Consider the following 23,091-nt stretch of genomic DNA (forward strand, 5'->3'; position numbering starts at 1 on the left):
CTAATCGCTTCTAGTTTTTGCCTTTGTTCTGTCTTCAGCAGCACTTTATCCCTACGACCTTTCCCCATCAGTTTACTCCTATTTTCCTCCTCTGCTATTGCACTATTTTAGCCTTGCCGCGCCAGTAGGGTGTGTTGCTCTTTGACAAAACACACCTTAGAAGATCGACGATCTCACTTATCTAGGATGACGCTTTTTGTCTTCTTGCTGTTTTTGCTCAACTAAAAGCTTCTTGACTCTTTCTTTAATTTGCGAGTGGCGTTCTACACCTTCAAAGGCGTAGCGATTGTAGTTGTTTTGCACGATCAGCTTTTCTAAATAGTCTACGCGATCGCCTGTATCTGGGTGCGAAGACAACCAACTAGGCGGAGCATCTTTTTCTTGTTTTTCCAGTATGACCATCAAGTTACGCAAACCATCAGCAGCATAGCCTGTAGAAGCTAGCAACCGCGTTCCTAACGTATCTGCCTGGCTTTCCATATCCCGACTGTAGCTGAGGGTAAATAGGTTAGCAAGTACGCCACCGTAGGGAATGTATTGAGTAATATTGGCGTTAAGATTGCCTTCTGCTACTAATTGAAATCCATGCGAAAGTACAGCATGAGATAATTCGTGAGCGAGTAACCCAGCTAGTTCTGCTTCGGAGTTAGTTTTAGCGATCGCTCCTGCATTAATAAATACTTTACCCCCTGGCAGCGCAAAGGCATTGAGGTCATCGTCTAATATTACGTAAAACTCGTATTTAAAATCGCTTCTACCAGCTACTTGAGCGAGTTTTTGACCAATTTCATTGACATAGGTGACAACTTCTGGATCTTTAACCAATGGCAACTGTTCGCGGGCTTGTTTGGCTACAGATTCGCCTACATTTGATTCGCCTTGCAATAACATGGCTGTTGTTTGTACTGCTGAAACAGGACCGAATAAGCTACCAGTAAGAGCATAACCTAAAGCCCCAGTTAAGACGTTGGCGATCGCATTTCCGCGTAACTCCGAACGCAAATGCGATTTGTAACGTTTGAGATTTTCGTCTGCAAGTTGGGTAAATTCAGCGCTAGTTGAACTTTGGTTGTAATTTAGCAGGGCAAATTGCCTAGCTGTAAGCGAAGCTTCCATCCATTCTTTTGCCTCAGCTAAGGCGGAAATTTTGGCTTTAACTAAATCTGGTTGCGCTGGATATATTGCGGTTGCTTGTTCTAAGACTTTTAACGACTCTTTAGGTTTGTCGTATTTTTTTAATACTTCTGCTAGGCGCAGATGACCAGGGACAAATTCAGGATATTGTTCTACTAATAGTCTCAAGGGGACTAACGTTCTTGTTTTTAAGTTTTGCGCTATCCCTGCTTCTGCTTCGCGCCAGTAAACTTTACCTGCTGGCGATAGCTGTGCTGGATCTACAATTGGGACGGGACGTTGTTGAGTCTCTACGCTTTGAGCAAAAGGTGTTTTAACCTGACGATATATTTTTTCCGCCGCTGCAAATTGTCCGCCTAAATATAACCTATCTGCTTCTATTAGTTGGCGATCGCGACTGAGTTCTGCTAGTCTATCTTGCAGCTTTTTGGCTGTAGTATCTTCTTGCTTTTTATCGTCAGATTTTGTTTGTACAGTTTGAACAGTATTAACTTGCGAACTTGCGATCGCTTGGGGGTGAGCAACAACAACTGCGTTTGCAGTTGATATAATCGTCAAGTTCAAGGCTACAAGCAGTGACTTCGAGACGAGTTTCATAAGTGTTTATTTAATCGCTGAGAAATTAAAATTTATTAGTTGCCAAGCATTTATTAACCGTATATTTATTATGTTACGATTGCGTCTCAACTTGTTGAATATATTGAATTGCAACTACTAGCGCGTCGAGCATAATCTGATAGCTAGCATCAGCAGATCGCTCTAGAGTCATCAATCCAGTTTGTTCGAGCGCAATAAATCCAGTAATTGCGGCGTTAACTGTACGCATAGCATCAATTAACTTTGATTCGCTGAGATTGTAAGGTTGCAATACCCTTTTGAGAAAGCTGAAAACTTCTTGAATCAACGGTGCTGTCTCTACATCTTTGAGATTAAGTTGGAACTGAGTCATAGTGCGATAGCGTTCTGGATGGGATTTTGCGAAGTTGCGCGTTGCTTGTCCGCCTGCTTGCAATAAAGCATGGGGATCTTCTAAGCCCTTGGTTTGCTCGTGACACCATTGGATATATTGCTGCCAAATAGTAAGCGCAACTGCCCGTTTTAAGGCTGCATTGCCATCAAGATGCTTGTAGATTGCAGGCGGCTTGATGCCCAATTCTCTAGCCACGCGATTCACGCCTAAAGCTGCTTCTCCCTCTTTGTCTAAGCAAGAAATCGCAGCGTTAATTACATCTTGCCTTGACAACGATTTTTCTTTGACTGGACGACCCATATAATATTTAGTTAATACAATTAACTAAAAGTAGGTATAATTAACTTTATCAAGAACAAGCTGGTTGTAGCCTATGAATAGCTTGACATTTGCCCCTGCCCATCAGTTGGCGCGAATGATACGCGATCGCGAAGTCTCTGCTGTTGAAGTTCTCGATGCTTATTTAGTCCAAATTTACAAACATAACTCGAAACTAAATGCTGTTTGCACGTTGGATGAAGATAATGCCCGTAAAAGAGCAAAACTAGCGGACGAAGCCTTAGCTAGAGGAGAAAACTGGGGTGTTTTGCACGGCGTTCCCATCACTATTAAAGACATTTTTGCCACCGCAGGAATCCGCACTACAGCAGGCTATATTCCTCTGAAAGATTACGTACCAGAGCAAGATGCTACCGCCGTTGCTAGATTGCGAGCAGCCGGAGCCGTTATTGTGGGCAAAACTAACATGGCGGAACTTGCAGGAGATTATCAAAGTACAAATTCTCTATTCCCACGAGTAAATAATCCTTGGAATCTTGAATATACTGCTGGCGGTAGTTCTGGAGGTAGCGCGGCTGCTGTTGCAGCAGGGCTTTCACCATTGGATTTAGGTAACGATATCGGGGGTTCAGTGCGCCAACCCGCTCACTTTTGCGGCGTGTATGGGTTGAAGTTAACAGATCGCCGGATTTCAACTATGGGGATGATTCCTGAAGTACCAGGAATGCCGTATTGTCTGCGGCAAATGATGACTGTGGGCTGTTTGGCGCGAAGTATTGCAGACATCCGACTTTGTTTTTCCTTAATTGCTGGAGCCGATTTGCGCCGCCCTGATGTGCCGCCAGTTTCACTCGATCCGCCTTCTGGTAAACCTTTGCAGAATTGCAAAATTGCTTGGATTGATGAATGGAGAGAAGTACCTGTTGATGCTGAAATTCGCGCTTTAATAGTTGCGATCGCCCAAAAAATAGCTGATACGGGTGCTTGTATTGAACGTTGGCTACCTAAAGATTTCGCTCTATCAACTGCGTGGAATATATACGGGCGAATGGCAGCATACATTAACAACTACGCCCAACCCAAGGATATTTATAATATACGACGCAGCCTTACACTAATCTGGCGTACGGCAACGCAAGGTGACAAACAACTGCGAAAAATAGGTAATTTTAGCCGCTTTTTACCAGAAATTTTGCGTCCTAGCTTGAGAGGATATTTTGAGACACTTACAAAGCGATCGCTTTATTGCGCAAATTGATGCAGCCCTAGAACCTTGGGATGTATGGCTTACACCTATAGCTGCAACGCCTGCATTTACCCATCGTCCTGCTTGGAGTGCTATTGATATTGAGGGCAAGTCTTATCCTCATAGCATCGCTAATGGCGCTTATACAATACCGTTTAATCTTAGCGGTCATCCGGCTGTGGTAATTCCAGTTGGGCAAACTCAAAATGGTTTACCTATTGGGCTGCAAATTATCGGTAAGCGATGGCGCGAGATGGAATTGTTAGCGATCGCATCGCAAATCGATAAAGTAGTTGGTAGTTGGCAACAACCGCCTGGTTATTAACTTACCAAGCGCGATCGCCCATGTCGATCTAAAATGCATTTACAAATAAAAGCAAAGAGATAAATAGAACATGGCACAAGCTCCTATCCCAGTGCTAGTAAACGGTGCTGCTGGCAAAATGGGTCGTGAAGTAGTTAAAGCAGTAGCGCAAGCCGAGGATATGACTCTACTCGGCGCGATCGATAAAAGCCCCGAACACATGGATAAAGACGCAGGCGAATTAGCAGGTATAGAGGCGCTGGAAGTTCCCATTACCGACCAATTTGAACCAATGCTAGCTCTTGCATCCCAAGAGAGACAGCAGGCGGTGATGGTTGACTTTACTCATCCTAGTTCTATTTACAATAATATTCGGTCGGCGATCGCTTACGGCGTGCGTCCGGTAGTAGGAACGACTGGTTTGAGTCCCGAACAAATTCAAGATTTGGCTGAATTTGCCGATAAAGCAAGTACGGGTTGCTTAATTATTCCTAACTTCTCAATTGGAATGGTTTTACTGCAACAAGCGGCGATCGCAGCTTCTCAACATTTCGATCATGTAGAAATTATCGAGTTGCACCACAACCAAAAAGCAGATGCACCAAGCGGTACAGCAATTCAAACTGCCGAAATGCTAGCAGAAATGGGCAAAGCGTTTAACCCTGCTTTGGTAGAAGAAACCGAAAAATTACCAGGGGCAAGAGGTGGTTTAGCCCAAGAAGGAATTAGAATTCATAGCATCCGCTTACCAGGATTAATTGCTCACCAAGAAGTGATTTTTGGCGCAGCAGGACAAGTTTACACTTTAAGACACGATACCAGCGATCGCGCTTGCTATATGCCAGGGGTGTTACTCGCTATTCGCAAAGTCTTACAACTCAAATCCCTAGTTTATGGGCTAGAGAAGATAATGTAGGTATGCAGCTTTTATCTTCTCTTTCTTTTCAGCCTATATGCTAGTCCCTCTCACGCGCCAAAAATTTGAACAAGTTATACCGCGCATCGCCAGCGCTCCTCAATACAAATATTATTGGGGAAAATCTGCCGATTTTTTGAAGCGGCTGCTGATTTCTGTCGTAGCTGTACTCGCCGTTTTGCTACTTAGGGTGGTGTTGGGAGAAGGATTTGGCACTTTGCTATTTGGGTTAGGATTAATTGGCGGGCTTTACTGGTTTTGGTCGCCTGTTTTATCAGCAAGTTTACGCAATCAGGAATACCGCCGCTATCCTTACAGCGGCTTTTTTCGCGGTCGAGTATTAGATATATATTTAACTGAAGAACTTATTAGTACAGAAGAAACAGTTAATAATCAAGGCGATTTAGTAATTGTCGAAAACCGCGAACGCAGATTGAATTTAGAACTAGGCGACGAATCAGGTTTTGTAACAGAGATACAAGTACCTTTGCGGAAAGAACATAAAGCGATCGCTCCCAATCAAATAGCAGAGATGGTAGTGCTTTCCAACCAGCCAGATTTGAGCGATATTGTCAAAGTAACGGACGTTTATCTTCCGACTAAAAATCTGTGGGTGAGCGACTATCCGTATTTGCAAAGAGATATGTTTATTGATGTTAGTCGTCGGTTGGGTAGAGATAGAGATGATAGCGATCGCCGCCCACCGAGAAAAAAATCGCGATCGTCCTCTCGGCGTTACCCAGATTATTAACTAGCCAGAAAGCTGCACTTCATTACATTCAGAAATTAACAGTTATAGATAAAGTAGGAGCTTCAAAAATGGGAAACAAGCCCTTAAAGATATCTATGAGAATGGCAGTGATTATGGGAATATTTCTGCCACTTGCCGAAACTGTAAGAAGATCGAATCAAATATTTGATTTAACTAGATTTTTTAATTGGTTTGATGACTATATTCTTGGTGCTGTTCTTTTAATAGCTGCTTATTTAGTAAAGACGAATAAGAATAATGCGATCGCCTATTTGATTGCAGCTTGGGGATTTGTATCAGGCGCTCTTTTTCTAAGTTTTTTAGGACAATTTGATTATTTTAGAACTGGTACAAGCGATCCAGGTGTATTTTCAACAGGTTTCGTGGCAATAGCAAAAGGACTAATTTTGTTATATATGTTGAGCGGGCTCTACATGGGAATAAAAGCTAATTTATCTAAATAGCAATTTAAGCTTTCCAACAAAATCATTAAAGTAGTTCGTTGCTTGTCTAGTTTTCACTAGACGTTATTCTATCGGTTTGCAATCGCTTTTGTCTTAGCAAGAGTTAGCGAAGGGAAGTTTCAGTTTTGCGATTCGTATTCTTCGTAAATTTTTACAGCAGCTTCTAGGTATCGATCTAATAGATGGCGATCGGATATATCAGGTAATAATTCGACAGGCGAGATAGCTTCCATTATTCCAATATGCTTATCTCCACTTTTAAAAGCTGCAATAGACCACCACAATCGAGCTATTGCCGTTTGTACGTCTTCCCTTTCTGGCAAATACCATATTTCTCGACCAATTTCACTACACTGTAAAGGAGTTAAATCATTCTGCGAATCTAAAGCTTGCTCAATATATTTATTAAGCTTAGAGGGTTTGTCTGATTCAAACTCAGATGAATATATTTTGATACATTCTACTGCCCATTGGATTGCCAAACCATAGTGATATTTTTGTAGTTTGAGTGCAATTGGATAAGCCCAAAGGTATTTTTTTTGCGCTATAGCTTGTTTTGCATTTTCTATTGTTTGCCTCATATTTAAAAATTTTCCTAGTCCGCGCACCATCCGGACTTCATCTGTGTAGACGCGGTTTCTAACCGCCCCATATATGCCAGAAATCTATCGAAAACCTTGCTAGGGCGCAGCATTGCGCCCTCACATTCACCTATCCTAAGAAGTTGATTTTGCAGCCCCTTCTCCCCCTTCTTGTGAAGGAGAACTAGCATCAGTAGGCGTTACATTCGGTATTGACTGAGTTTTATCTGCCTCAGAACCGCTATAGTACAACCACTGCCAATCTAAAATCTCTGGCATATCTTCGCCATGATTGCGGACGTAGTTTTTGTGTTCGATTAGCTTGTCGTGCAACATCTGTTTGACGTGCGCGGCTGTATTTCTCAGTTTTGGTACTCTGTCGATCGCATCATCTGCCAAACTAAAGCGATCTAACTCATTCATCACTACCATGTCAAAGGGTGTAGTAGTTGTCCCTTCTTCTTTGTAGCCTCTAACGTGGAGGTTGTCATGGTTTGTTCTGCGGTAGGTAAGGCGATGTATTAACCAAGGGTAGCCATGAAAAGCAAAGATAATTGGCTTATCAGTTGTAAAAATCGAGTCAAAGTCTTTATCGCTCAACCCGTGAGGATGTTCTGTTTCTGGCAAAAGTTTCATCAAATCAACAACGTTTACTAGCCGAATTTTGAGGTCGGGAAAGTTTTGGCGCAAGATGTCAACAGCAGCTAAAGTCTCTAAGGTAGGAATATCACCCGCACAAGCCATAACTACATCTGGTTCTACACCTTGGTCGTTGCTTGCCCATCCCCAAATACCAATACCTTTAGTACAATGCTTAATTGCCGCATCCATGTCTAAGTATTGCAGGGCGGGTTGTTTGCCAGCAATAATTACGTTTACATAATTGCGGCTACGCAAACAATGGTTGGTGACAGATAGCAGCGTATTAGCATCTGGTGGTAAATAAACTCGAATTACTTCCGGCTTTTTGTTGAGAACGTGATCGATAAAACCAGGATCTTGATGCGAGAAACCGTTATGATCTTGCCGCCAAACGTGGGAAGTGAGTAAATAGTTGAGGGATGCAATTGGTCTGCGCCAGGAAATATCACGAGTAGTTTTCAACCATTTAGCGTGTTGGTTGAACATCGAATCTACGATGTGGATAAAAGCTTCGTAGCAGGAAAATAAACCGTGTCTACCTGTAAGTAAATAGCCTTCTAACCAGCCTTGGCAAGTATGTTCGCTGAGTATTTCCATTACCCGCCCATCTGGGGAAAGATGGTCGTCTTCTGGGAGGGTTTGGGCTGCCCAAGTGCGATCGCTTGCCTCAAATACAGCACTCAAGCGATTAGAAGCTGTTTCGTCCGGTCCCATCAGCCGGAAATTGCGCGTTGCGGTGTTCAATTTCATTACGTCGCGCAACAATACACCCATCACGCGGGTAGCTTCAGCGATGACTTTGCCAGGTTTATCTACATCCACAGCATAATCTTGAAAGTCAGGTAACTTTAGCCCCTTCAGCAGCAAGCCGCCGTTAGCGTGGGGATTTGCGCCCATGCGCCGATCGCCAACTGGTGCGAGTTCTGCTAATTCTTGTCTGAATTTACCATTTTGGTCGAAGAGTTCTTCCGGCTTGTAACTCTTCATCCACTGTTCTAGCAACTTAACGTGTTCTGGCTTGCTTGCCATTTCTGCAAATGGAACTTGGTGCGATCGCCAGTAACCTTCTGTCTTCTTGCCATCGACTTCCTTGGGACCTGTCCAGCCTTTGGGCGATCGCAATACAATCATCGGATACTGAGGACGCGTTTTAAACCCATTGCTACGGACATCGTGCTGAATTGCTTTAATATCGGCGATCGCCGCATCGAGGGTTGCTGCCATCATTTGGTGCATAGTTTCCGGTTCCGATCCCTCGACAAAATAAGGCTTGTAGCCGTAGCCAACAAATAAGCTTTCAAGTTCGCGATCGCTCATTCGCGCTAATACTGTCGGATTGGCAATTTTATAACCATTGAGATGCAATATCGGCAAAACTGCGCCGTCATGCGCTGGATTAAGAAACTTGTTACTATGCCAGCTAGCTGCTAAAGGTCCTGTTTCTGCTTCTCCATCACCAATAACGCAAGCAACGAGCAAGTTAGGATTGTCAAAGGCAGCACCGTAAGCATGAGAAAGCGCGTATCCGAGTTCTCCCCCTTCGTGAATAGATCCAGGAGTTTCGGGTGCGACGTGGCTGGGAATACCGCCAGGGAAAGAAAATTGCTTGAATAGATTGCCTAACCCCTCTTCATCTTGAGAAATATGCGGATAAACTTCGCTATATGTTCCTTCTAAATAAACATTAGCAACTAAACCAGGACCGCCGTGACCTGGACCTGCAATATAAATTGCATCTAAATTTTGAGCTTTGATAATGCGGTTGAGGTGAACGTAGATGAAGTTCAGCCCTGGTGTTGTCCCCCAATGACCTAATAGCCTTGGCTTGATATGTTCTAGGGTTAGAGGCTCTCTTAGCAGGGGATTAGCCAACAAATAAATTTGTCCTACAGATAAGTAGTTTGCTGCCCGCCAGTAGGCGTTCATTTTCTGCAGTTCTTCTGCACTTAAAAGCTTTGTTTGCGGGGGGGTTGTCAGTACCATATTGAGTGCTTCTCTACTCTAGGTTTGCCCTCGTGCAAGCGCGCAAAAGCTAAAGGACAATATTTATACTTCATCCCTCATGCTTTTGCGTCAGGCGCTAGCTTTTATATTAATTACTCTGACTATAAGTTCAACCCCCTACACTTGCATCTTGTCCGTAAGCCTGCCAAGCTAAGTCTACTAATCCATCAACAATTGCGGTTGCGACTATAGCACTGCCTTTACGCCCGTCAATGCGAATATGCGGTACTGAAGCATCATTTAAGCGTTGCTTGGCAACATCGACATCAACAAATCCTGCTGGCGCACCAATTACCAGTGCAGGTCTAACTTCTTCTGATTCAATTAATTCTAATAGTGCTGTTAAGGCTGCTTGTCCTTGACTGATAACAAATATTGCTTCTGGATAACGCCTAGCTAAGATTTCAATTCCCAAACTTACACTTGGTTTGCCTATTCCCATTCCGTCTAAAGCGTTGATACTGCAATACACGGGATTGGCAAAAGTATTCTCTATGCTGGGTTGAATCCCAACTTGCACCATTGGTAAATCTACAACAATGGTACTGCGAGCCGCTAGCGCTGCTGCCCCAGCTTGCAACGCGCGATCGCTAAATCTAATTAAAGTTTTATACTCTAAGTCTCCCGTCGCATATATTACCCGTCGAACGATTTCATATTGTGCTGGTGAAAACTGATTGTCGCCAATTTCTCGGTCAATGATTGCCAAGTTTTGGGCATCTGTAGTCTGCCATTCCATTTGAGCTATGTGAGGTGTGAGGGAGATTGTAAAGGATCGAGAAAATTATTGACTCGATCCTTCAGCCTTTATCCTACCCTTTACTTAGCCTGCAGCCTGCTATCTTTGCAAAAACTGCTAACGCAACTTTAATATTCAGAAGCAGAGGGGCGACTAAAAATTGGCGATAGGTAAGCAACCAAAGCACCAATTAGAAAACCTGAAACGTTACGAACCAAAGGCAGCCATTCTGAAGTGCGCGTAATTACTGGGGCAATACCAAAGGCAATAAATAATATTCCCCACAAAGGCGAGAATATTAACGCCCACTGCCATGCAAATATTTGTCCTGGCTTGCGCGGTTGGGCTGCAAATCCACAAATTACGCCGCCAACGACTGAAGTAATCAAAGTCAAAATCCATTGTTCGCGGGGTAATCCTGGTACAACTCGGCAACCGCCTTGACGCAAACAAGTTTCAACTGATTCTAATGCCTGGATGATAGCTTGATCTTCGCCTTCTTCCCGCACAAAATATAAGTTGCCAAAGCGGGTTTGCAATTCGATCCAAAAGGTACGCGGTAGCAAGTTGTAAACTGCATCGCCAACGCTGAAGTTAAGTATATTTCCGCCTCTAGAGTCAGCTACCAATAGCACGCTTTTATCGTCTAAACCCCAAAATTCTTTGACGGCTGTACCTGGAGTGCGATCGTATTGGGTCAAAACTCGCAGTTTCCAGCCTGTTTCGGCTTGAAATTGCTCTAAATCTTGAGCTAGCTTTTCTTCTTGAACGCTAGTCAAGGATTTTGCTAAGTCAATGATTGGTGTTGGTGTATCTGGAAGTAAATCGGGATTGTTATAAGCCAAGGCTGTAGGAGTAACTACTCCCCATACTGAGCAAGCTACACATAATGCACAAAAATAGCCGAAAATTCGTCGCCAAGAAAAACGCTGCATGGGCATTTATATAAGAATTTCTAAATTAAGTAGCTCTTAGCTTTGAATGTAAGCTAAAACTCATACTTCTTTACATTTGTTTACTTTACTCTAATTTAGGTAAGATTAGCAAAACTCGTAAGTGTGAGATGCAATAGAAATAAAGCGATCGCCCATTTAACGCAGTCTTTTTTCTGGTTCAAGTCGCATCAGTACAATAATCAGCGCCACTCCAACCAACGCGCCGCCTATATGCGCTACACGATCTACCCCATCTTGAACGCCTGTTTGCCGAAATTCAAACAATAAGCGTTCGACAACAAATTGACCGAGAATTAAAACTTCTAAGATTCTGCGCCACTGCCAACTCAGCTTAATCAAAACGCTGACCACAAATAGCCCAAAGACTGCGCCAGAAGCACCCAAAGAATAGCTAGCTCCTCCAGCGTGGAACAGCCAACTCATGATACTTGCACCTAAGCCACAGATTAAATAAGAGCCGACAACGCCGATAACGCCCTCTTCTTCTTCGACTAATTTGCCAAATATATACAGGAAAAATAAATTTCCTGATATGTGCGCCCAATTGGCATGACAAAACATCGCCGTGAAAAATTGATACCAAGAAGGCGAAGCAAGATTGAGGTACAAATACTGAATCAAGCCGATCCGCAGAACATGGTCGGCAATAAATACTACTAAATTAATAATAATGAGCGCAAAAACGCCGTTATAGTTGTGCTTTTTGAGCGTAAACGGTTGCTTGTCTTCTAGCAGCATAAGAGCGATTTTCCTTTGCGAATGTTTAGCGATCGCAGTTTATCTAGCAACTACTCCTCTTCTTCACCTAATTTGACCTTTGAGGATAATTCTCGGTCGAGACTATAGCCTTGGTAAGGCTCTAACGCTGTTTCCTCATCTTCATCTGTAAGTGGTGCTATTTCGTACTCACTACTCGATATCAATTCTCTTTGACTAGGTGTAAGCCTTTCTGTGCGCCGATTAGATGTACGGTTAAATGTTTTCCAAGCTGCTGTTACGCCTGCAAACACGCTGCGAGTTCCAATTTCTACCTTTTGGGCTTGCTTTTTTGCTCCATCTATGCTGCGATCTACTTGTTTGGCAACTTGACTGGCGCTTTTTACCCCATCGCTGACATCATCAGTTAGTTCGCTAATTTCTAGTCCTGTTAGGCGAATTGCTTCTAAAGTTGGCGGTAAGTCTCGCCTCAAAGTATCAAAAAGCTTTTCTGCACTTCGCGCTGCTCGTGCTAATTCCTGCAAGGCAGGGATTGCCGTCACCAAAACTGCTGTGAGGCTGACAGCAACTAATAAAATCGACAATCCAAGCCAAAACAGAGGTTCAATCACGGGTATTTTTACTATCTACAAACGGTCTAGAATAGGTGGGTTTGGCTCTGCTGGAGCTTCGCTACGATTAATTACTTGGCTTTCCTTCTGGCTTGCTTCAACGCCTGCGGCGATCGCTTCTCGCAGTCGATCTAAGGTATCATCCCAATTACGCAGGGCTGATTCTGATAGTCTATCGGCTTGAATTTGCACGCTCGTTGACAAATCTTCTGCTAGCTCCGGTAAAGCATTAGCAGATTTTTTGATAAACTGACGGGTTTCCCTACCAGTACGCGGAGCCATCAACAACCCAGTCAGGGTGCCGACAGCCGCACCTAGCAACACACCGCCAATAAAAGATCCAGAACGGTTGTTAGACATTTGGCGACCTCTCCTTAACTACCCATTTTAGGCTGATTTTTCTCAATTGACGGGCGATCGCCCATCAGCATTTAGTTAGTAGGATACTCTACACTACAGCTTATGTTCACCGTTTTCTGAATAATTTTGCTGGCGGCGCAAGGCGAGAGTTAAGGGGATTACCTGCAAATAAAAATCGCTGCCATACTTGTTGTCCGATAGCTAGCAGGCTTAAAACCTGTTTCATGCGTTGAATTTGCAACTGTAATGGCTCGTTTCTTTCTTTGAGTTGATAAATGCCCATTTGCCCTTGGTAAATAGCATTGGGTGTCCCTGCTAAAGCTGCTTGAGTGCTGCGTTCTAAGGCAATTAAAGTATTATTTATGCGCTTGAGCTTTTGCCTCAGCAGCCATACTCGCCCTGCTACATACAGTAGAATTAGGGCAATTATCAGATTAAAAATAACAACAATTGTTACCATTACTAGCTTAGTTATTACTTTAAGTATTTTATCTAAACCAGGCTAGGCAGTAGTTTTAATGTCATTAAACTCTATTATTTATGACTTTTCCCGCAGCGATGATTTTACATCGCTTCTGTAATGATATAAATAAGTCTATTTTTTTAAAACATTAGATATCAAAATAGTGATTGTAGCGCTAGCGATTAAACCAAATGAATGCAAGATTTGTTCCTTGTCTCATTGCTGCTTTATACGCATCTAATTTAGTATCTACATTCATCAATTTAACTTTTAATTCTTCTATCTCTTGCTTTAACTGCTTAATCTCCTCTTCCATGAACATATCCCCATATCGTAACTGCGTTCATAATGACAATCAGAGTCCAAGAGAGCCAGATTACTAATTGCGTCCTATCAGTTTGAGTCTTATTAGTCATTGCTTTACCTCTAGTGCTGATACTTTTATTATGCCCTTACGAGTTTTGAGGTTTGGCTGCGTACAGGTATATTACGGTACATTTACAAATCTCTGCACGTCCTATAATGCGTGCGATTAGGAGAAATTAGACGATTAATAATTCTATTAAAAATGCCAGGACGCAGGCTTGAACTGCGGACACAAGGATTTTCAGTCCTTTGCTCTACCAACTGAGCTATCCCGGCGGTTTGCACTTGTATTTTGAGTGCTTTATTAAGCTAGCAAATATGCAAGATATTGGCAAGTACCTAAGCGAAAAATTTAGGCGAATTTAACTAGAAGCTTAGACCACCCAAAAATCAGCAGAAATAGCACAAATTGCACCAAAACGATACTAGGACCAGAAGCAAAGTTGAAAAGTCCAGATACAATCATGCCAGCAATACTGCTAATAGCGCCTATAACAACTGACAGCCATAGAAAACGGATAAAGTGATGGCTGAGGAGTTTAGCACTAGAAGCCGGAATTACTAAAAAGGCATTTACTAGCAATACTCCTATAGCTTTAATTGCTACTGCTACAGTCAAAGACAGCAGCACGACAAATATATAACGATATAGCCCAACGGGAATACCTTGAACTTGGGCTACAGCAGGATTAAGCGTCAATAATATTTGCTGGCGTAAAGTTGATAGCAAAAACACACCACTAACAACAAGCACTATTAGCGTCAAAATTAAATCTGTAGCGTCGATCGCCAAGATATCGCCAAATAACACCGCCATCAAGTTCCCGCGATAGCCTTTGATTAAGCTAGTGAGGATAACACCGATCGCTAAAGCACCAGATAAAACGATACTTAGCACGTTGTCGCTAGCCAAATCTGTGCGATCGATCAGGTAAAGTACAACCACACCAAAAACTAAAGTAAATGGTAATAACATCCAAGTAGGATCGAGATGTAGCAGTACGCCCAAAGCAACGCCTACCAAGGCTGCATGACCTACAGCATGGCTGAAAAAAGATAATTGACGTAAAGTAACAAAACAACCAAGTAAGCCGCCTAACAGCCCCATTAATACCCCGCCAGCGATCGCCCGCTGCATAAAAGGGAACTGTAATAAATTCAGCAGATTATCAATATTAGTCACGGCTAATCAGTAATTATTTACTCCCAGCATAGTATTCCAGCTTATCTGCATCTTTACCCGACTATTGAACTAATCGATTTTCAATGTCCAGTTTGAAAGCAAGCACAATTGGAAAGTTACTTCAGTTGTGCTGTTTGCTTTGTAGAGCAAAACTAACCTATTGCTATACTTGGGTTAGCTTCGGTAATTATTCTACAGCCATCAAAATGTCAGTTTATCCTAGAAGCGCTCGAACGGTAATCAATTCTATTGCGCGATCGCCTCTCAATTGCAATCCACCGCATCCTGTTGACGTTGATAATGTCTTCCATCTGCAAAGACAGACTCTTAGTAGCAACAAAGCCCAACGGATGGCAGAATTTTTTAGCTTATTGGGAGATGCTAATCGCCTAAGAATTTTATCAGTATTAGCAGTACAAGAATTATGCGTGTGCGACATAGCCGCAGCAGTAGAAATGAGTGAATCTGCTGTATCGCATCAATTACGAACCTTAAGAGCAATGCGTTTAGTCAGCTATCGCAAACAAGGGCGCAATGTATTCTATAACTTACAAGATAGCCATGTCCTCAGTCTTTATCAATCTGTTGCCGAACACTTAGATGAGGAGCTTTAATTGTCGATCTATTTAGATGATATTGCTCAATTTTTAGCTAAATTTTTGGCTGTAGATCGTTATGACGGCGACCAAAATGGGATATACGTACCATCAAATCGGGCGATCGCGCGGTTGGGATTAGTCTTAGAACCTCGGTCAGATTTAGCCAAGTGGACGAGAAGAGAACGTATAGATGCTTTATTTTTGCATCGACCTTGGCAACTCCAGCCCGAAAAATTAGCCGCAGATATAGGCGTAATTGCTTATCATTTGGCATTTGATGAATGTTTTACGTTGGGCTACAATCCTCGACTAGCAACAGTATTGGGGATGTCAGGCTTAGAAGTGTTGGGCAAAAAAGAAGAACGGGCGATTGGGATGATCGGCGCAATCGATAGGCATAATTTTGATAGTTACTGCGATCGCATCGATCAAGTATTTGGCGGTTACGACAAAGCAAATCCTGGCAATTGTGCCGAAATCTTGCGAGTTGCGGTAGTTGGGGCGATGAATGATGCCTTAGTGCGCGAAGCTAGCGATCGCGGCGCAAATATCTATATTACTGGGCAACTCAGACAACCTGCCCAGGAAGCTTTACTAGAAACAGGAATCGGCTGTGTCGCAGTAGGTCATAGACGCTGCGAAGAATGGGGATTAAAAGCGTTAGGCGGAGTATTAACAGAACGCTGGGCAAAATTACAAGTTTTATTTCTCTAAATAAGTTTGCACAATTTGCAAAATCCTCTCTGCGGCGCGACCATCACCAAAAGGATTAATAGCTGTCGCCATTTTTTCATAAGCCACCGCATCGCTTAACAGTTCCTTCCCAGCACTAAAAATTTGGGTGGGATCGGTTCCAACTAACTTTGCTGTACCTGCTGTAACAGCTTCCGGTCGTTCTGTTGTTTCCCGCAGCACCAAAACAGGTTTACCTAAACTTGGCGCTTCTTCTTGCAAGCCACCAGAATCAGTTAATAGGAGGTGGGAGCTAGCGATCGCGCCTACCAATTGGGCATAATCTAATGGTTCAGTCAAAAATACGCGCCCATGATTACCTAATATTTGCTGCAAAGGTTCGCGGACTGTAGGATTGCGGTGCAAGGGTAAGAGTAAAGCTGTATCGGGGAACGCCTCTAATAATTGCAAAAATCCTTGAGCAATATCGCCAAGCGGTTCGCCCCAATTTTCCCGCCGATGAACTGTTGCAAGTATGACGCGGTATTTATCCCATTCCAAACCTGGAATATCACAAGCTGGCTGACTTTTAGCAACTGTTAGTAAAGCATCAATAACTGTATTCCCTGTGTGGTGAATTTCGCCAATTACGCCAGAACGTTGCAAATTTTCTACAGCTAGAGTTGTAGGTGCAAAGTGCAACTGACATAACTGAGAAATCAAGCGTCGATTGGCTTCTTCAGGAAAAGGATTGAATAGATCGTTAGTCCGCAATCCTGCTTCTACATGACCTACAGGAATTTGCTGGTAAAAAGCAGCTAAAGTAGCAGCAAAAGCTGTAGTAGTATCTCCTTGGACGATAACAAAATCTGGTTTATTTTCCTGAAATAAGCCTTCTAATCCGCGTAAACTACGTTCGGTAATATCAGTCAGCGATTGTCCTGGCTGCATAATTTCTAAATCTCGGTCGGCTTTGAGGTCAAATAGTTGCATTACTTGCTCGACCATTTCTCGATGCTGACCTGTGAGAATTACTTGCACGTCAAAATTACTCGCTTGAAATACCTGGATTACCGGAGCGAGTTTGATAGCTTCGGGGCGAGTACCTAAAATAATATTAACTTGCTGTTTTTGCTTATTCATGCCCTTAAGATACGGTTACAAGCTCACGGAATCAAGTAGGTAAACCAACTAGAAACGCCATTAGGGCTAAATTGAGGTAGTGCTAACCGCCAAGTTTTACCTTCTTTTTGCCTTTGTAAATATACTTCAAAAGGATTTTTTGGCTGAGTCAACTGCTGTTTTGGCAGTTTAATTTTTAAGTCATAAGTACCTTGAACTCGATAACCAGGCAAGTCTTGAATGCTAATAGGCTGTTTTTGAGCAATTTTGATATGTTTAATGTCTAAATCACGGACTTGCTGCTGTAATTGTTGCTGAGTTTGCTGCATTTGCAAAGCGATCGCTTTTTGCACTAATTCCCTGTTTGGTTCTACCCCTACGCCGCTACAAGCAGTCAATAATCCTACTAGCACTATCAAAACTAACCGCCGCACCATACTTTTCCTCGACTATCTGCATTCAGCGCTAGTATAAGCCTGGACGACTCCCATTTATTGTTAACCATGTCAAAACAGACTATTGGCATCGATAACCAGCTTTACGATTATCTATTATCTGTTTCTTTGCGTGAAGCAGAAGTATTAAGGCAGTTACGCGAGGAAACTAACTTACATATTCACAAGACAATGCAAATAGCCCCCGAACAAGGGCAATTTATGGCTTTATTAGTTCAACTTCTGGGCGCTACTAAGACGCTAGATATTGGCGTATTTACTGGTTACAGTGCGTTATGCGTTGCCCTTGCTCTCCCACCTGATGGTAAAGTTATAGCTTGCGATGTTAATGAGGAATATACTCGCGTCGCCCAAAGATATTGGCAAGCTGGGGGAGTAGCTAATAAGATCGATTTGAAATTAGCGCCAGCTTTACAGACTTTAGAGCAGTTATTAGCTTCTGGGCAAGCAGAAACGTTTGATTTTGCTTTCATAGATGCTGATAAACCAAATTACCAGCAATATTACGAAAAATCGTTGCAACTAATTCGTCCTGGTGGCTTAATTGCTATTGATAATGTATTGTGGTCGGGAAGAGTTGCCAATCCTCACGATCCTGACGAAGATACTCAAGCAATTCGCACCTTCAATGAAAAATTGTATCAAGATGAAAGAGTCGCAATTAGCTTAGTTCCGATCGCTGATGGATTAACTTTAGCCCTGAAGAAAGTATGCAACTAAATCTTACGTCTGCACTCAAAGAATGGGCTGTAGCTGTCGAAGCCCTAGAACAAGGTAAAACAATTATGCTGCTGCGTAAAGGCGGAATTAGCGAACAAGGCGGGCGTTTTCAAGTCAAAAGCGATCGCGTTTTACTTTACCCCACCTACGAGCATCAACAACCAGCGCTGCTAAAATCTGGCTACAGCGAACAAGTAACGCCAGTTACATCAGGATGGCATCCCAAGACAGTTACTATATCTAGTTGGGCGGAAATTACCGCTATTTTCCCTGTAAGCGAAGAAAATACTGTTAAGGCGTTGCTACCTTATCATATTTGGAACGAGCAATTTATAAGCGATCGCCTCAAGTGGAAACCGCGTCAACCGATATACATTCTCTTGTTACGCACTTACAAACTAGCACCGCAAACTATTGCCTATAGTTCAGAGTATGGCGGCTGTAAGTCGTGGATCGATATGAAAGAAGCGATCGCTCTTAACGATACTCAACCAGTTTTAACAGATGCAGCCTATTATCACTTAAAGGCTGAAATTCGCGATCTTGTCTCAGAAAAAGCCATTAAGCTTAACTAACTGCAAATACATCAAACTGCCGCGTATAAATCGCCAGTTTAAAAACTGTAACGATCTTACAGGAGAAGAAATAAAGCCTAAATAATATAGTTACTAACCTTACGTGTATTCAAAAATACATCACATCCAATATGCATAATCTACATCGCCAAAAAGATAGCACTGCTTGGATTGTTCAAACATGGGTAGCTTTTGTTGCTTCTGTAGGTATGACGACAATAGGAATTGTCAATTTACCTGTCAACGATTGGGTAAAAGGCTTTATGGGTATGGGTTTAGCTTTCAGCGTTGGCTCAACTTTGACTTTAGCTAAGACGACAAGAGACTTACACGAATCTACAAAGCTTACAGCTAGAGTAGACGAAGCTCATGTAGAAAAATTGCTAACTAACAACCATCCACTCAAGTAACTTACTCTAAGTTCGACAATAAAAAAAGAGGCTGCGATCGCCAACCTCTTTTTTACCACTAATATTTTGCTTTTTTGCGAGCTTGCCTTTCCTGCTTTCTGCGCCGCCTGTGAGCAGCAACTACAGCCTCTTCCACTGGATACCCAGCAAGCGGAATTACTTGAAATTGCCGTTCTTCTTCGCGCTTTTTGACTTCAGTATAATCTAACCAGTGAATGCAATCTACGGGACACGTATCGATCGCTTCTTGAATTATCTCTTCTGAATCTCCATCTTGACGAATTACTCGCGATCGCCCATAATCTGGTTCGATGTAAAATGTATTACGGGCTACGTGAGCGCAATGCTTGCACCCTATACAGGTAACTTCATCTACATACACGCCCTTTTGTCGGGTTATACCGCCCAATTCAGGCTCAAAGCCAGTCCTTTCGGGTGCATCTCGGAAAATTCCCCCTAGTTCTGGTTCTAGCTGCGAGCGATCGCATTCAGGCGACGCAAACTCAGACATTATGCACTCCAACGCTGTACTAATAAGCGAATTGAACCATCTGCATTTTGTTGTTGCTCGGAAACTTGGAACCCTTGTTTAGCTGTTTCATTTATCACGGTATGGTAAGCGTAACGCTGCGTTACCTTCCGCAAAAATCCATCTACAGTCAAATCTTGCTGCCAGTATTGCAAATCTGCTACTAATTCGTATTCTTTGCCGTTCCAGCTAAATCCTAAGTCGTAACCGTTCTCTTGCTCGATCGCAATTTGTGCATTGCGTGTTTGACCCCGATAACCGCGTACGCTTTGCGGTCCTGACTTCCACTCAATACCTAAGTCAGTAAGAGCAGCTTCTAACGATTCAAGATTGCGGATTTGAGTTTTGATTTGGCTAAAGTGTGACATGATGTTTGTTTGTTGAGGGAGGCTGAACTAGATAAAAACTAATAAATATTTAATTTAATTTACCAATCGCTCAAAGTAGTTTGAGTAGTGGCTGCGTTTGTCTGATAAAGTTTTGCGGCAAAAAACTCGGCAGTTTGTTCTTGAGCGAGTACCGTTCCTAATTGAGCCTCAATTGCGGCTGTAACTTCAGCGCAGGATGCCCCGACAATTCCCGTTACCTTTTCTTGAACCCTACCATCTGGGTAGATGATGAACTCTAATGTTTCCATATTTTCAGATGACATCCATATAGCTTATAACTACATATTTACAACCAAATGGATACAAATTTTTACAATTCGTGACTTGCTGGTGCTTTCCTCACTGTGTCAGTTGCCAATTTATGTTGCATCTATCGAATTATATAAAGTCAAAACTTAACAAAAGTTACAACTAAGTGAGGGAACACATCGGTTATTTGTCAGTTTCCCTTAACTCTTCGCAGCAGTCAAGATATGTGTAGAAGTTTAACAATCTGCACCAATAGCTGGCAAATAAGAGAAATTCAGTAACGTTAAGCATCGCAGGGGGCATTTTTGCGGTAGAAATAACGGTAATTAAAGTTCGTTCAGGTTGAGTAACAGGTAATGAATGGCGATCGCACAAAAAGTTCTACTACTTCCACACCTACGCGCGTTGGGGTACTTGGATTCGGTGGATTAGGGCAAGCTGCAGCTAGACTGATTGCGCCCAAGCAAGAGATGCAATTGGTAGCTGTAGCGGATCTCAAAGGCTACGCTTACACATCAGCAGGTTTAGATTTAGATAAGTGTTTGGCTGCGTACCAGTCTCAAGGCTCGGTTGGATATATAGAGGCTGGGGGAACGCTTAGTAACCAAAGCATTCAAGAGTTAATAGAAGTATCTGCTGATGTAGATGGTTATTTTCTCGCTTTACCTAACTTACCCAATACATTTATTGCCTCTGTCGCGCAGTTATTTATTAAATCTGGTTGGCGCGGCGTACTGGTAGATGCGATTAAACGTACTAGCGCAGTTGAGCAATTACTAGAGTTAAAAGCACAATTGCTGGCTGCAGGAATTACATATCTTAGCGGTTGTGGCGCAACGCCTGGATTATTAACCGCCGCCGCCGCCTTAGCTGCTCAAAGTTACGCTGAAATTCACCAAGTTAAGATTACATTTGGAGTAGGCATTGCCAATTGGGAAGCGTATCGAGCAACTATTAGAGAAGATATTGCTCACTTACCTGGATATAGTACAGAAAGCGCTAGAGCAATGACGGATGAAGAAGTGGAAGCACTGCTAGATAAAACTAACGGCGTGCTGACATTAGAGAATATGGAACACGCCGACGATGTGATGTTGGAATTGGCGGGAATATGCGATCGCGATCGAGTTACAGTTGGGGGTGTAGTTGATACCCGCAACCCCAAAAAACCCCTCAGTACCAACGTGCAGGTAACAGGCAGGACATTTGAAGGCAAAATTTCCACTCATACCTTCACGTTAGGCGATGAAACCAGTATGGCAGCCAATGTATGCGGACCTGCTTTTGGCTACCTTAAATCTGGAGTATCATTACATCGCCGAGGCATATACGGTTTATTTACAGCCGCCGAGATTATGCCGCAGTTTGTTAAGTAGTGGATGAGGAAGACAAGGGAAACAAGGAGATAATTAGTTCAATTAAATTCCTTCTTCCTCTGCTTCCCCTGCTCCGCCTGCTGACGTGAAGCCGATATACTTGTAAAAGCCTGCATGATAGGGAAAAATCTTTTCTATAAATATTTGCTTTTAAATAGGTAGGTTTTCTAATTTCCATTGTTCAAGACGCTCCATAAGTTTTAAAAGAAGATTTTTCACCTCTTTCAATACAACTTTATACTCATCGTATGTAAATATATCCTCGCCATCTAAGTAGCAATAGTGCAATGTGAACCAGCTTGCTTTTGGATGAATTACAATCCAATAATGCTCGTCGATATCTAATTCAAACGTTGGTTGTATGAAAAGATTCATATGCGACCTCCCTGGAAAAAATATTAAAGCATACTTAGATTCAATAATCTGGTCAATTAACCAAGGCATATGAGCTAAATAAGTATGTCCCAATCGTGGAATGTTTTCTAATACACTTTTATATCCACTCTTGGCACTATGCCACTCTTCATAAGACATGATTTAATTTTTGTTAATTAACTTTATTTTATTTCAGAAGCACCTCAGATAAAGCGCACATAACTACATCTACTTTTAAAGTTGAAAAGTGTGCTTCCCCTGCTCCCATCTCCTACACCGCTGGATCTTTAGACAAATCTTCTACAATTTCTTCATCACTAGCAGTAGGAGGTTGACAAACAAAGGGTAAATTAGCGCCTTGCAAGCCGCGTTTGATTCTTTCTGGCGTTTCGGGAAAGATGACAAACAAAGGATAAATAGCATCATTAGCCCCTTCACTAAATATATGCTTGTAGCGAGGGGGCATTAACCATTCATAGTCTTTGTCTAAGAAAACTTGAATTTGTCGCCAGCGCTTGAGTAAATCGGAAAAATCCTCATCAGGGCGATGAATAAAGATAAAAATTTCTACCCCTGTCTTAATCTTCCATTCTGGATCGCACATCAAAATTGCGACTTCACAAGGTAGCATAGTTGCTACCGCTGTTTTATGGGTGCTACCTTCTTGGGTAGATGATTGGCGTAATTTAACAATAGGCAAAGGAAGTGTAATTACACTTTCTTGGGGGCGGCGCAGACTGGGAATCATCTCTAGATAAGGGCGGTGCTGCTTCAGCAGAGCGATCGCGCGATCGTTATTGCTATATTCTGCTAGCAAGTGTTCGTAATTAGATTTTTTAATAGTCATGAAATAATTAACTTTTAATTAACTCTCCAAATTTAAAGGCTTTCAGTTAATCGCTGTAACCAAGTAACCAAAAGCCTCTAATATAGC

General features: G+C 42.6%; 28 protein-coding genes, 1 tRNA gene and 1 pseudogene. 10 read left to right on the plus strand and 20 right to left on the minus strand.

The window, feature by feature from the left end; all coding sequences use genetic code 11:
* Positions 1-177 precede the first annotated feature (177 nt).
* Both UH38_RS20390 and UH38_RS20395 read right to left on the minus strand, forming a co-directional pair.
* On the minus strand, positions 178-1,731 hold the full coding sequence (locus UH38_RS20390; RefSeq protein ID WP_045056536.1) for a M48 family metallopeptidase: 1,554 nt from the start codon (positions 1,729-1,731) through the stop codon (positions 178-180).
* Between the two features lie 73 nt (positions 1,732-1,804).
* Positions 1,805-2,404, minus strand: coding sequence for a TetR/AcrR family transcriptional regulator (locus UH38_RS20395; RefSeq protein ID WP_045056537.1), 600 nt, complete (start codon positions 2,402-2,404; stop codon positions 1,805-1,807).
* Positions 2,405-2,477: 73 nt separating this feature from the next.
* On the opposite strand from UH38_RS20395, the pseudogene UH38_RS20400 reads away from it, so the two are divergent.
* From UH38_RS20400 to UH38_RS20415, 4 genes and pseudogenes are all read left to right on the plus strand, one after another.
* A pseudogene (locus UH38_RS20400) lies at positions 2,478-3,954 on the plus strand (amidase).
* Positions 3,955-4,024: 70 nt separating this feature from the next.
* Positions 4,025-4,849, plus strand: coding sequence for a 4-hydroxy-tetrahydrodipicolinate reductase (dapB, locus tag UH38_RS20405; RefSeq protein WP_045056538.1), 825 nt, complete (start codon positions 4,025-4,027; stop codon positions 4,847-4,849).
* Between the two features lie 37 nt (positions 4,850-4,886).
* Complete coding sequence (locus tag UH38_RS20410; RefSeq protein WP_045056539.1) at positions 4,887-5,600, plus strand: hypothetical protein; 714 nt, start codon at positions 4,887-4,889, stop codon at positions 5,598-5,600.
* 68 nt (positions 5,601-5,668) lie between these two features.
* Positions 5,669-6,064 (plus strand): hypothetical protein, encoded by a 396-nt coding sequence (locus UH38_RS20415; RefSeq protein ID WP_045056540.1) that lies wholly within the window; start codon positions 5,669-5,671, stop codon positions 6,062-6,064.
* Between the two features lie 119 nt (positions 6,065-6,183).
* Here UH38_RS20415 and UH38_RS20420 read toward each other — a convergent pair whose 3' ends face one another.
* The 11 genes from UH38_RS20420 to UH38_RS20465 all read right to left on the minus strand — a co-directional run bounded on the left by UH38_RS20420 (position 6,184) and on the right by UH38_RS20465 (position 14,641).
* Entirely contained in the window at positions 6,184-6,645 is a 462-nt protein-coding gene (locus tag UH38_RS20420; RefSeq protein WP_045056541.1) for a hypothetical protein, read from the minus strand.
* Positions 6,646-6,780: 135 nt separating this feature from the next.
* Complete coding sequence (locus UH38_RS20425) at positions 6,781-9,270, minus strand: phosphoketolase family protein (RefSeq protein WP_045056542.1); 2,490 nt, start codon at positions 9,268-9,270, stop codon at positions 6,781-6,783.
* Positions 9,271-9,400: 130 nt separating this feature from the next.
* Entirely contained in the window at positions 9,401-10,030 is a 630-nt protein-coding gene (locus UH38_RS20430; protein ID WP_045056543.1) for a precorrin-8X methylmutase, read from the minus strand.
* A gap of 128 nt (positions 10,031-10,158) precedes the next feature.
* Positions 10,159-10,965: a TPM domain-containing protein gene (locus UH38_RS20435; protein ID WP_045056586.1), complete on the minus strand. Its 807-nt coding sequence runs from the start codon at positions 10,963-10,965 to the stop codon at positions 10,159-10,161.
* 156 nt (positions 10,966-11,121) lie between these two features.
* Positions 11,122-11,724 carry a rhomboid family intramembrane serine protease gene (locus UH38_RS20440; protein ID WP_052672491.1) on the minus strand — a complete coding sequence of 201 codons (603 nt, stop codon included), beginning with the start codon at positions 11,722-11,724 and terminating at the stop codon, positions 11,122-11,124.
* Positions 11,725-11,774: 50 nt separating this feature from the next.
* Positions 11,775-12,314 carry a hypothetical protein gene (locus UH38_RS20445; protein ID WP_045056544.1) on the minus strand — a complete coding sequence of 180 codons (540 nt, stop codon included), beginning with the start codon at positions 12,312-12,314 and terminating at the stop codon, positions 11,775-11,777.
* Positions 12,315-12,329: 15 nt separating this feature from the next.
* Positions 12,330-12,674 carry a YtxH domain-containing protein gene (locus tag UH38_RS20450; protein ID WP_045056545.1) on the minus strand — a complete coding sequence of 115 codons (345 nt, stop codon included), beginning with the start codon at positions 12,672-12,674 and terminating at the stop codon, positions 12,330-12,332.
* 106 nt (positions 12,675-12,780) lie between these two features.
* Positions 12,781-13,134, minus strand: a complete 354-nt coding sequence (locus UH38_RS20455; RefSeq protein WP_045056546.1) for a hypothetical protein — start codon at positions 13,132-13,134, stop codon at positions 12,781-12,783.
* Positions 13,135-13,312: 178 nt separating this feature from the next.
* A complete protein-coding gene (locus UH38_RS26905; RefSeq protein ID WP_160296003.1) occupies positions 13,313-13,453 on the minus strand; it encodes a hypothetical protein in 141 nt (46 codons plus the stop codon).
* Between the two features lie 253 nt (positions 13,454-13,706).
* Positions 13,707-13,779 (minus strand) — tRNA-Phe (locus UH38_RS20460).
* Between the two features lie 76 nt (positions 13,780-13,855).
* Entirely contained in the window at positions 13,856-14,641 is a 786-nt protein-coding gene (locus tag UH38_RS20465; RefSeq protein WP_144405730.1) for a metal ABC transporter permease, read from the minus strand.
* Positions 14,642-14,892: 251 nt separating this feature from the next.
* Here UH38_RS20465 and UH38_RS20470 point away from each other — a divergent pair, with 251 nt between their 5' ends.
* Entirely contained in the window at positions 14,893-15,300 is a 408-nt protein-coding gene (locus UH38_RS20470; RefSeq protein WP_045056588.1) for an ArsR/SmtB family transcription factor, read from the plus strand.
* A complete protein-coding gene (locus tag UH38_RS20475; protein WP_045056548.1) occupies positions 15,301-15,999 on the plus strand; it encodes a Nif3-like dinuclear metal center hexameric protein in 699 nt (232 codons plus the stop codon). It abuts the gene before it with no gap.
* Here UH38_RS20475 and wecB read toward each other — a convergent pair.
* Both wecB and UH38_RS20485 read right to left on the minus strand, forming a co-directional pair.
* Positions 15,988-17,100, minus strand: a complete 1,113-nt coding sequence (gene wecB, locus UH38_RS20480) for a non-hydrolyzing UDP-N-acetylglucosamine 2-epimerase (RefSeq protein ID WP_045056549.1) — start codon at positions 17,098-17,100, stop codon at positions 15,988-15,990. The genes UH38_RS20475 and wecB overlap by 12 nt on opposite strands.
* 23 nt (positions 17,101-17,123) lie before the next feature.
* On the minus strand, positions 17,124-17,516 hold the full coding sequence (locus UH38_RS20485) for a hypothetical protein (RefSeq protein ID WP_045056550.1): 393 nt from the start codon (positions 17,514-17,516) through the stop codon (positions 17,124-17,126).
* Positions 17,517-17,582: 66 nt separating this feature from the next.
* On the opposite strand from UH38_RS20485, the gene UH38_RS20490 reads away from it, so the two are divergent.
* The 3 genes from UH38_RS20490 to UH38_RS20500 all read left to right on the plus strand — a co-directional run bounded on the left by UH38_RS20490 (position 17,583) and on the right by UH38_RS20500 (position 19,239).
* Positions 17,583-18,254: a class I SAM-dependent methyltransferase gene (locus tag UH38_RS20490; RefSeq protein ID WP_045056551.1), complete on the plus strand. Its 672-nt coding sequence runs from the start codon at positions 17,583-17,585 to the stop codon at positions 18,252-18,254.
* On the plus strand, positions 18,245-18,829 hold the full coding sequence (locus UH38_RS20495; protein ID WP_045056552.1) for a DUF1802 family protein: 585 nt from the start codon (positions 18,245-18,247) through the stop codon (positions 18,827-18,829). The genes UH38_RS20490 and UH38_RS20495 overlap by 10 nt, the downstream gene beginning before the upstream one ends.
* Positions 18,830-18,960: 131 nt before the next feature.
* Positions 18,961-19,239 (plus strand): YiaA/YiaB family inner membrane protein, encoded by a 279-nt coding sequence (locus UH38_RS20500; RefSeq protein WP_045056553.1) that lies wholly within the window; start codon positions 18,961-18,963, stop codon positions 19,237-19,239.
* Between the two features lie 58 nt (positions 19,240-19,297).
* Here the strand turns inward: UH38_RS20500 and UH38_RS20505 are convergent, their stop codons facing one another.
* The 3 genes from UH38_RS20505 to UH38_RS20515 are packed head-to-tail and all read right to left on the minus strand — an operon-like array spanning position 19,298 to position 20,405.
* On the minus strand, positions 19,298-19,750 hold the full coding sequence (locus UH38_RS20505) for a ferredoxin (protein ID WP_045056554.1): 453 nt from the start codon (positions 19,748-19,750) through the stop codon (positions 19,298-19,300).
* Complete coding sequence (locus UH38_RS20510; protein ID WP_045056555.1) at positions 19,750-20,136, minus strand: DUF1257 domain-containing protein; 387 nt, start codon at positions 20,134-20,136, stop codon at positions 19,750-19,752. Before UH38_RS20510 ends, UH38_RS20505 begins: the two co-directional genes overlap by 1 nt.
* A gap of 59 nt (positions 20,137-20,195) precedes the next feature.
* Positions 20,196-20,405 (minus strand): DUF2997 domain-containing protein, encoded by a 210-nt coding sequence (locus UH38_RS20515; protein ID WP_045056556.1) that lies wholly within the window; start codon positions 20,403-20,405, stop codon positions 20,196-20,198.
* Between the two features lie 357 nt (positions 20,406-20,762).
* On the opposite strand from UH38_RS20515, the gene bioU reads away from it, so the two are divergent.
* Positions 20,763-21,782 (plus strand): (S)-8-amino-7-oxononanoate synthase BioU, encoded by a 1,020-nt coding sequence (gene bioU / locus UH38_RS20520; RefSeq protein ID WP_045056557.1) that lies wholly within the window; start codon positions 20,763-20,765, stop codon positions 21,780-21,782.
* Between the two features lie 150 nt (positions 21,783-21,932).
* Here the strand turns inward: bioU and UH38_RS20525 are convergent, their stop codons facing one another.
* Both UH38_RS20525 and UH38_RS20530 read right to left on the minus strand, forming a co-directional pair.
* Positions 21,933-22,316, minus strand: coding sequence for a hypothetical protein (locus UH38_RS20525; RefSeq protein WP_045056558.1), 384 nt, complete (start codon positions 22,314-22,316; stop codon positions 21,933-21,935).
* Positions 22,317-22,428: 112 nt separating this feature from the next.
* Entirely contained in the window at positions 22,429-23,004 is a 576-nt protein-coding gene (locus UH38_RS20530) for a hypothetical protein (protein ID WP_045056559.1), read from the minus strand.
* Between the last annotated feature and the right edge of the window lie 87 nt (positions 23,005-23,091).

This window comes from Aliterella atlantica CENA595 (assembly GCF_000952155.1).
Classification (GTDB): domain Bacteria; phylum Cyanobacteriota; class Cyanobacteriia; order Cyanobacteriales; family Chroococcidiopsidaceae; genus Aliterella; species Aliterella atlantica.

What these genes read in the sequence shown, in the direction of transcription:
- UH38_RS20390 (WP_045056536.1), bottom strand. Translation starts at nt 1,731, where the DNA reads ATGAAACTCGTCTCGAAGTCACTGCTTGTAGCCTTGAACTTGACGATT.
- UH38_RS20470 (WP_045056588.1), top strand. Translation starts at nt 14,893, where the DNA reads ATGTCAGTTTATCCTAGAAGCGCTCGAACGGTAATCAATTCTATTGCG.
- UH38_RS20510 (WP_045056555.1), bottom strand. Translation starts at nt 20,136, where the DNA reads ATGTCACACTTTAGCCAAATCAAAACTCAAATCCGCAATCTTGAATCG.
- UH38_RS20430 (WP_045056543.1), bottom strand. Translation starts at nt 10,030, where the DNA reads ATGGAATGGCAGACTACAGATGCCCAAAACTTGGCAATCATTGACCGA.
- bioU (WP_045056557.1), top strand. Translation starts at nt 20,763, where the DNA reads ATGAATGGCGATCGCACAAAAAGTTCTACTACTTCCACACCTACGCGC.
- UH38_RS20465 (WP_144405730.1), bottom strand. Translation starts at nt 14,641, where the DNA reads ATGCAGCGGGCGATCGCTGGCGGGGTATTAATGGGGCTGTTAGGCGGC.
- UH38_RS20455 (WP_045056546.1), bottom strand. Translation starts at nt 13,134, where the DNA reads ATGGTAACAATTGTTGTTATTTTTAATCTGATAATTGCCCTAATTCTA.
- UH38_RS26905 (WP_160296003.1), bottom strand. Translation starts at nt 13,453, where the DNA reads ATGGAAGAGGAGATTAAGCAGTTAAAGCAAGAGATAGAAGAATTAAAA.
- UH38_RS20485 (WP_045056550.1), bottom strand. Translation starts at nt 17,516, where the DNA reads ATGGTGCGGCGGTTAGTTTTGATAGTGCTAGTAGGATTATTGACTGCT.
- UH38_RS20440 (WP_052672491.1), bottom strand. Translation starts at nt 11,724, where the DNA reads ATGCTGCTAGAAGACAAGCAACCGTTTACGCTCAAAAAGCACAACTAT.
- UH38_RS20420 (WP_045056541.1), bottom strand. Translation starts at nt 6,645, where the DNA reads ATGAGGCAAACAATAGAAAATGCAAAACAAGCTATAGCGCAAAAAAAA.
- UH38_RS20505 (WP_045056554.1), bottom strand. Translation starts at nt 19,750, where the DNA reads ATGTCTGAGTTTGCGTCGCCTGAATGCGATCGCTCGCAGCTAGAACCA.
- UH38_RS20515 (WP_045056556.1), bottom strand. Translation starts at nt 20,405, where the DNA reads ATGGAAACATTAGAGTTCATCATCTACCCAGATGGTAGGGTTCAAGAA.
- UH38_RS20530 (WP_045056559.1), bottom strand. Translation starts at nt 23,004, where the DNA reads ATGACTATTAAAAAATCTAATTACGAACACTTGCTAGCAGAATATAGC.
- UH38_RS20490 (WP_045056551.1), top strand. Translation starts at nt 17,583, where the DNA reads ATGTCAAAACAGACTATTGGCATCGATAACCAGCTTTACGATTATCTA.
- UH38_RS20395 (WP_045056537.1), bottom strand. Translation starts at nt 2,404, where the DNA reads ATGGGTCGTCCAGTCAAAGAAAAATCGTTGTCAAGGCAAGATGTAATT.
- UH38_RS20425 (WP_045056542.1), bottom strand. Translation starts at nt 9,270, where the DNA reads ATGGTACTGACAACCCCCCCGCAAACAAAGCTTTTAAGTGCAGAAGAA.
- UH38_RS20415 (WP_045056540.1), top strand. Translation starts at nt 5,669, where the DNA reads ATGGGAAACAAGCCCTTAAAGATATCTATGAGAATGGCAGTGATTATG.
- dapB (WP_045056538.1), top strand. Translation starts at nt 4,025, where the DNA reads ATGGCACAAGCTCCTATCCCAGTGCTAGTAAACGGTGCTGCTGGCAAA.
- UH38_RS20500 (WP_045056553.1), top strand. Translation starts at nt 18,961, where the DNA reads ATGCATAATCTACATCGCCAAAAAGATAGCACTGCTTGGATTGTTCAA.
- wecB (WP_045056549.1), bottom strand. Translation starts at nt 17,100, where the DNA reads ATGAATAAGCAAAAACAGCAAGTTAATATTATTTTAGGTACTCGCCCC.
- UH38_RS20450 (WP_045056545.1), bottom strand. Translation starts at nt 12,674, where the DNA reads ATGTCTAACAACCGTTCTGGATCTTTTATTGGCGGTGTGTTGCTAGGT.
- UH38_RS20525 (WP_045056558.1), bottom strand. Translation starts at nt 22,316, where the DNA reads ATGTCTTATGAAGAGTGGCATAGTGCCAAGAGTGGATATAAAAGTGTA.
- UH38_RS20410 (WP_045056539.1), top strand. Translation starts at nt 4,887, where the DNA reads ATGCTAGTCCCTCTCACGCGCCAAAAATTTGAACAAGTTATACCGCGC.
- UH38_RS20495 (WP_045056552.1), top strand. Translation starts at nt 18,245, where the DNA reads ATGCAACTAAATCTTACGTCTGCACTCAAAGAATGGGCTGTAGCTGTC.
- UH38_RS20435 (WP_045056586.1), bottom strand. Translation starts at nt 10,965, where the DNA reads ATGCAGCGTTTTTCTTGGCGACGAATTTTCGGCTATTTTTGTGCATTA.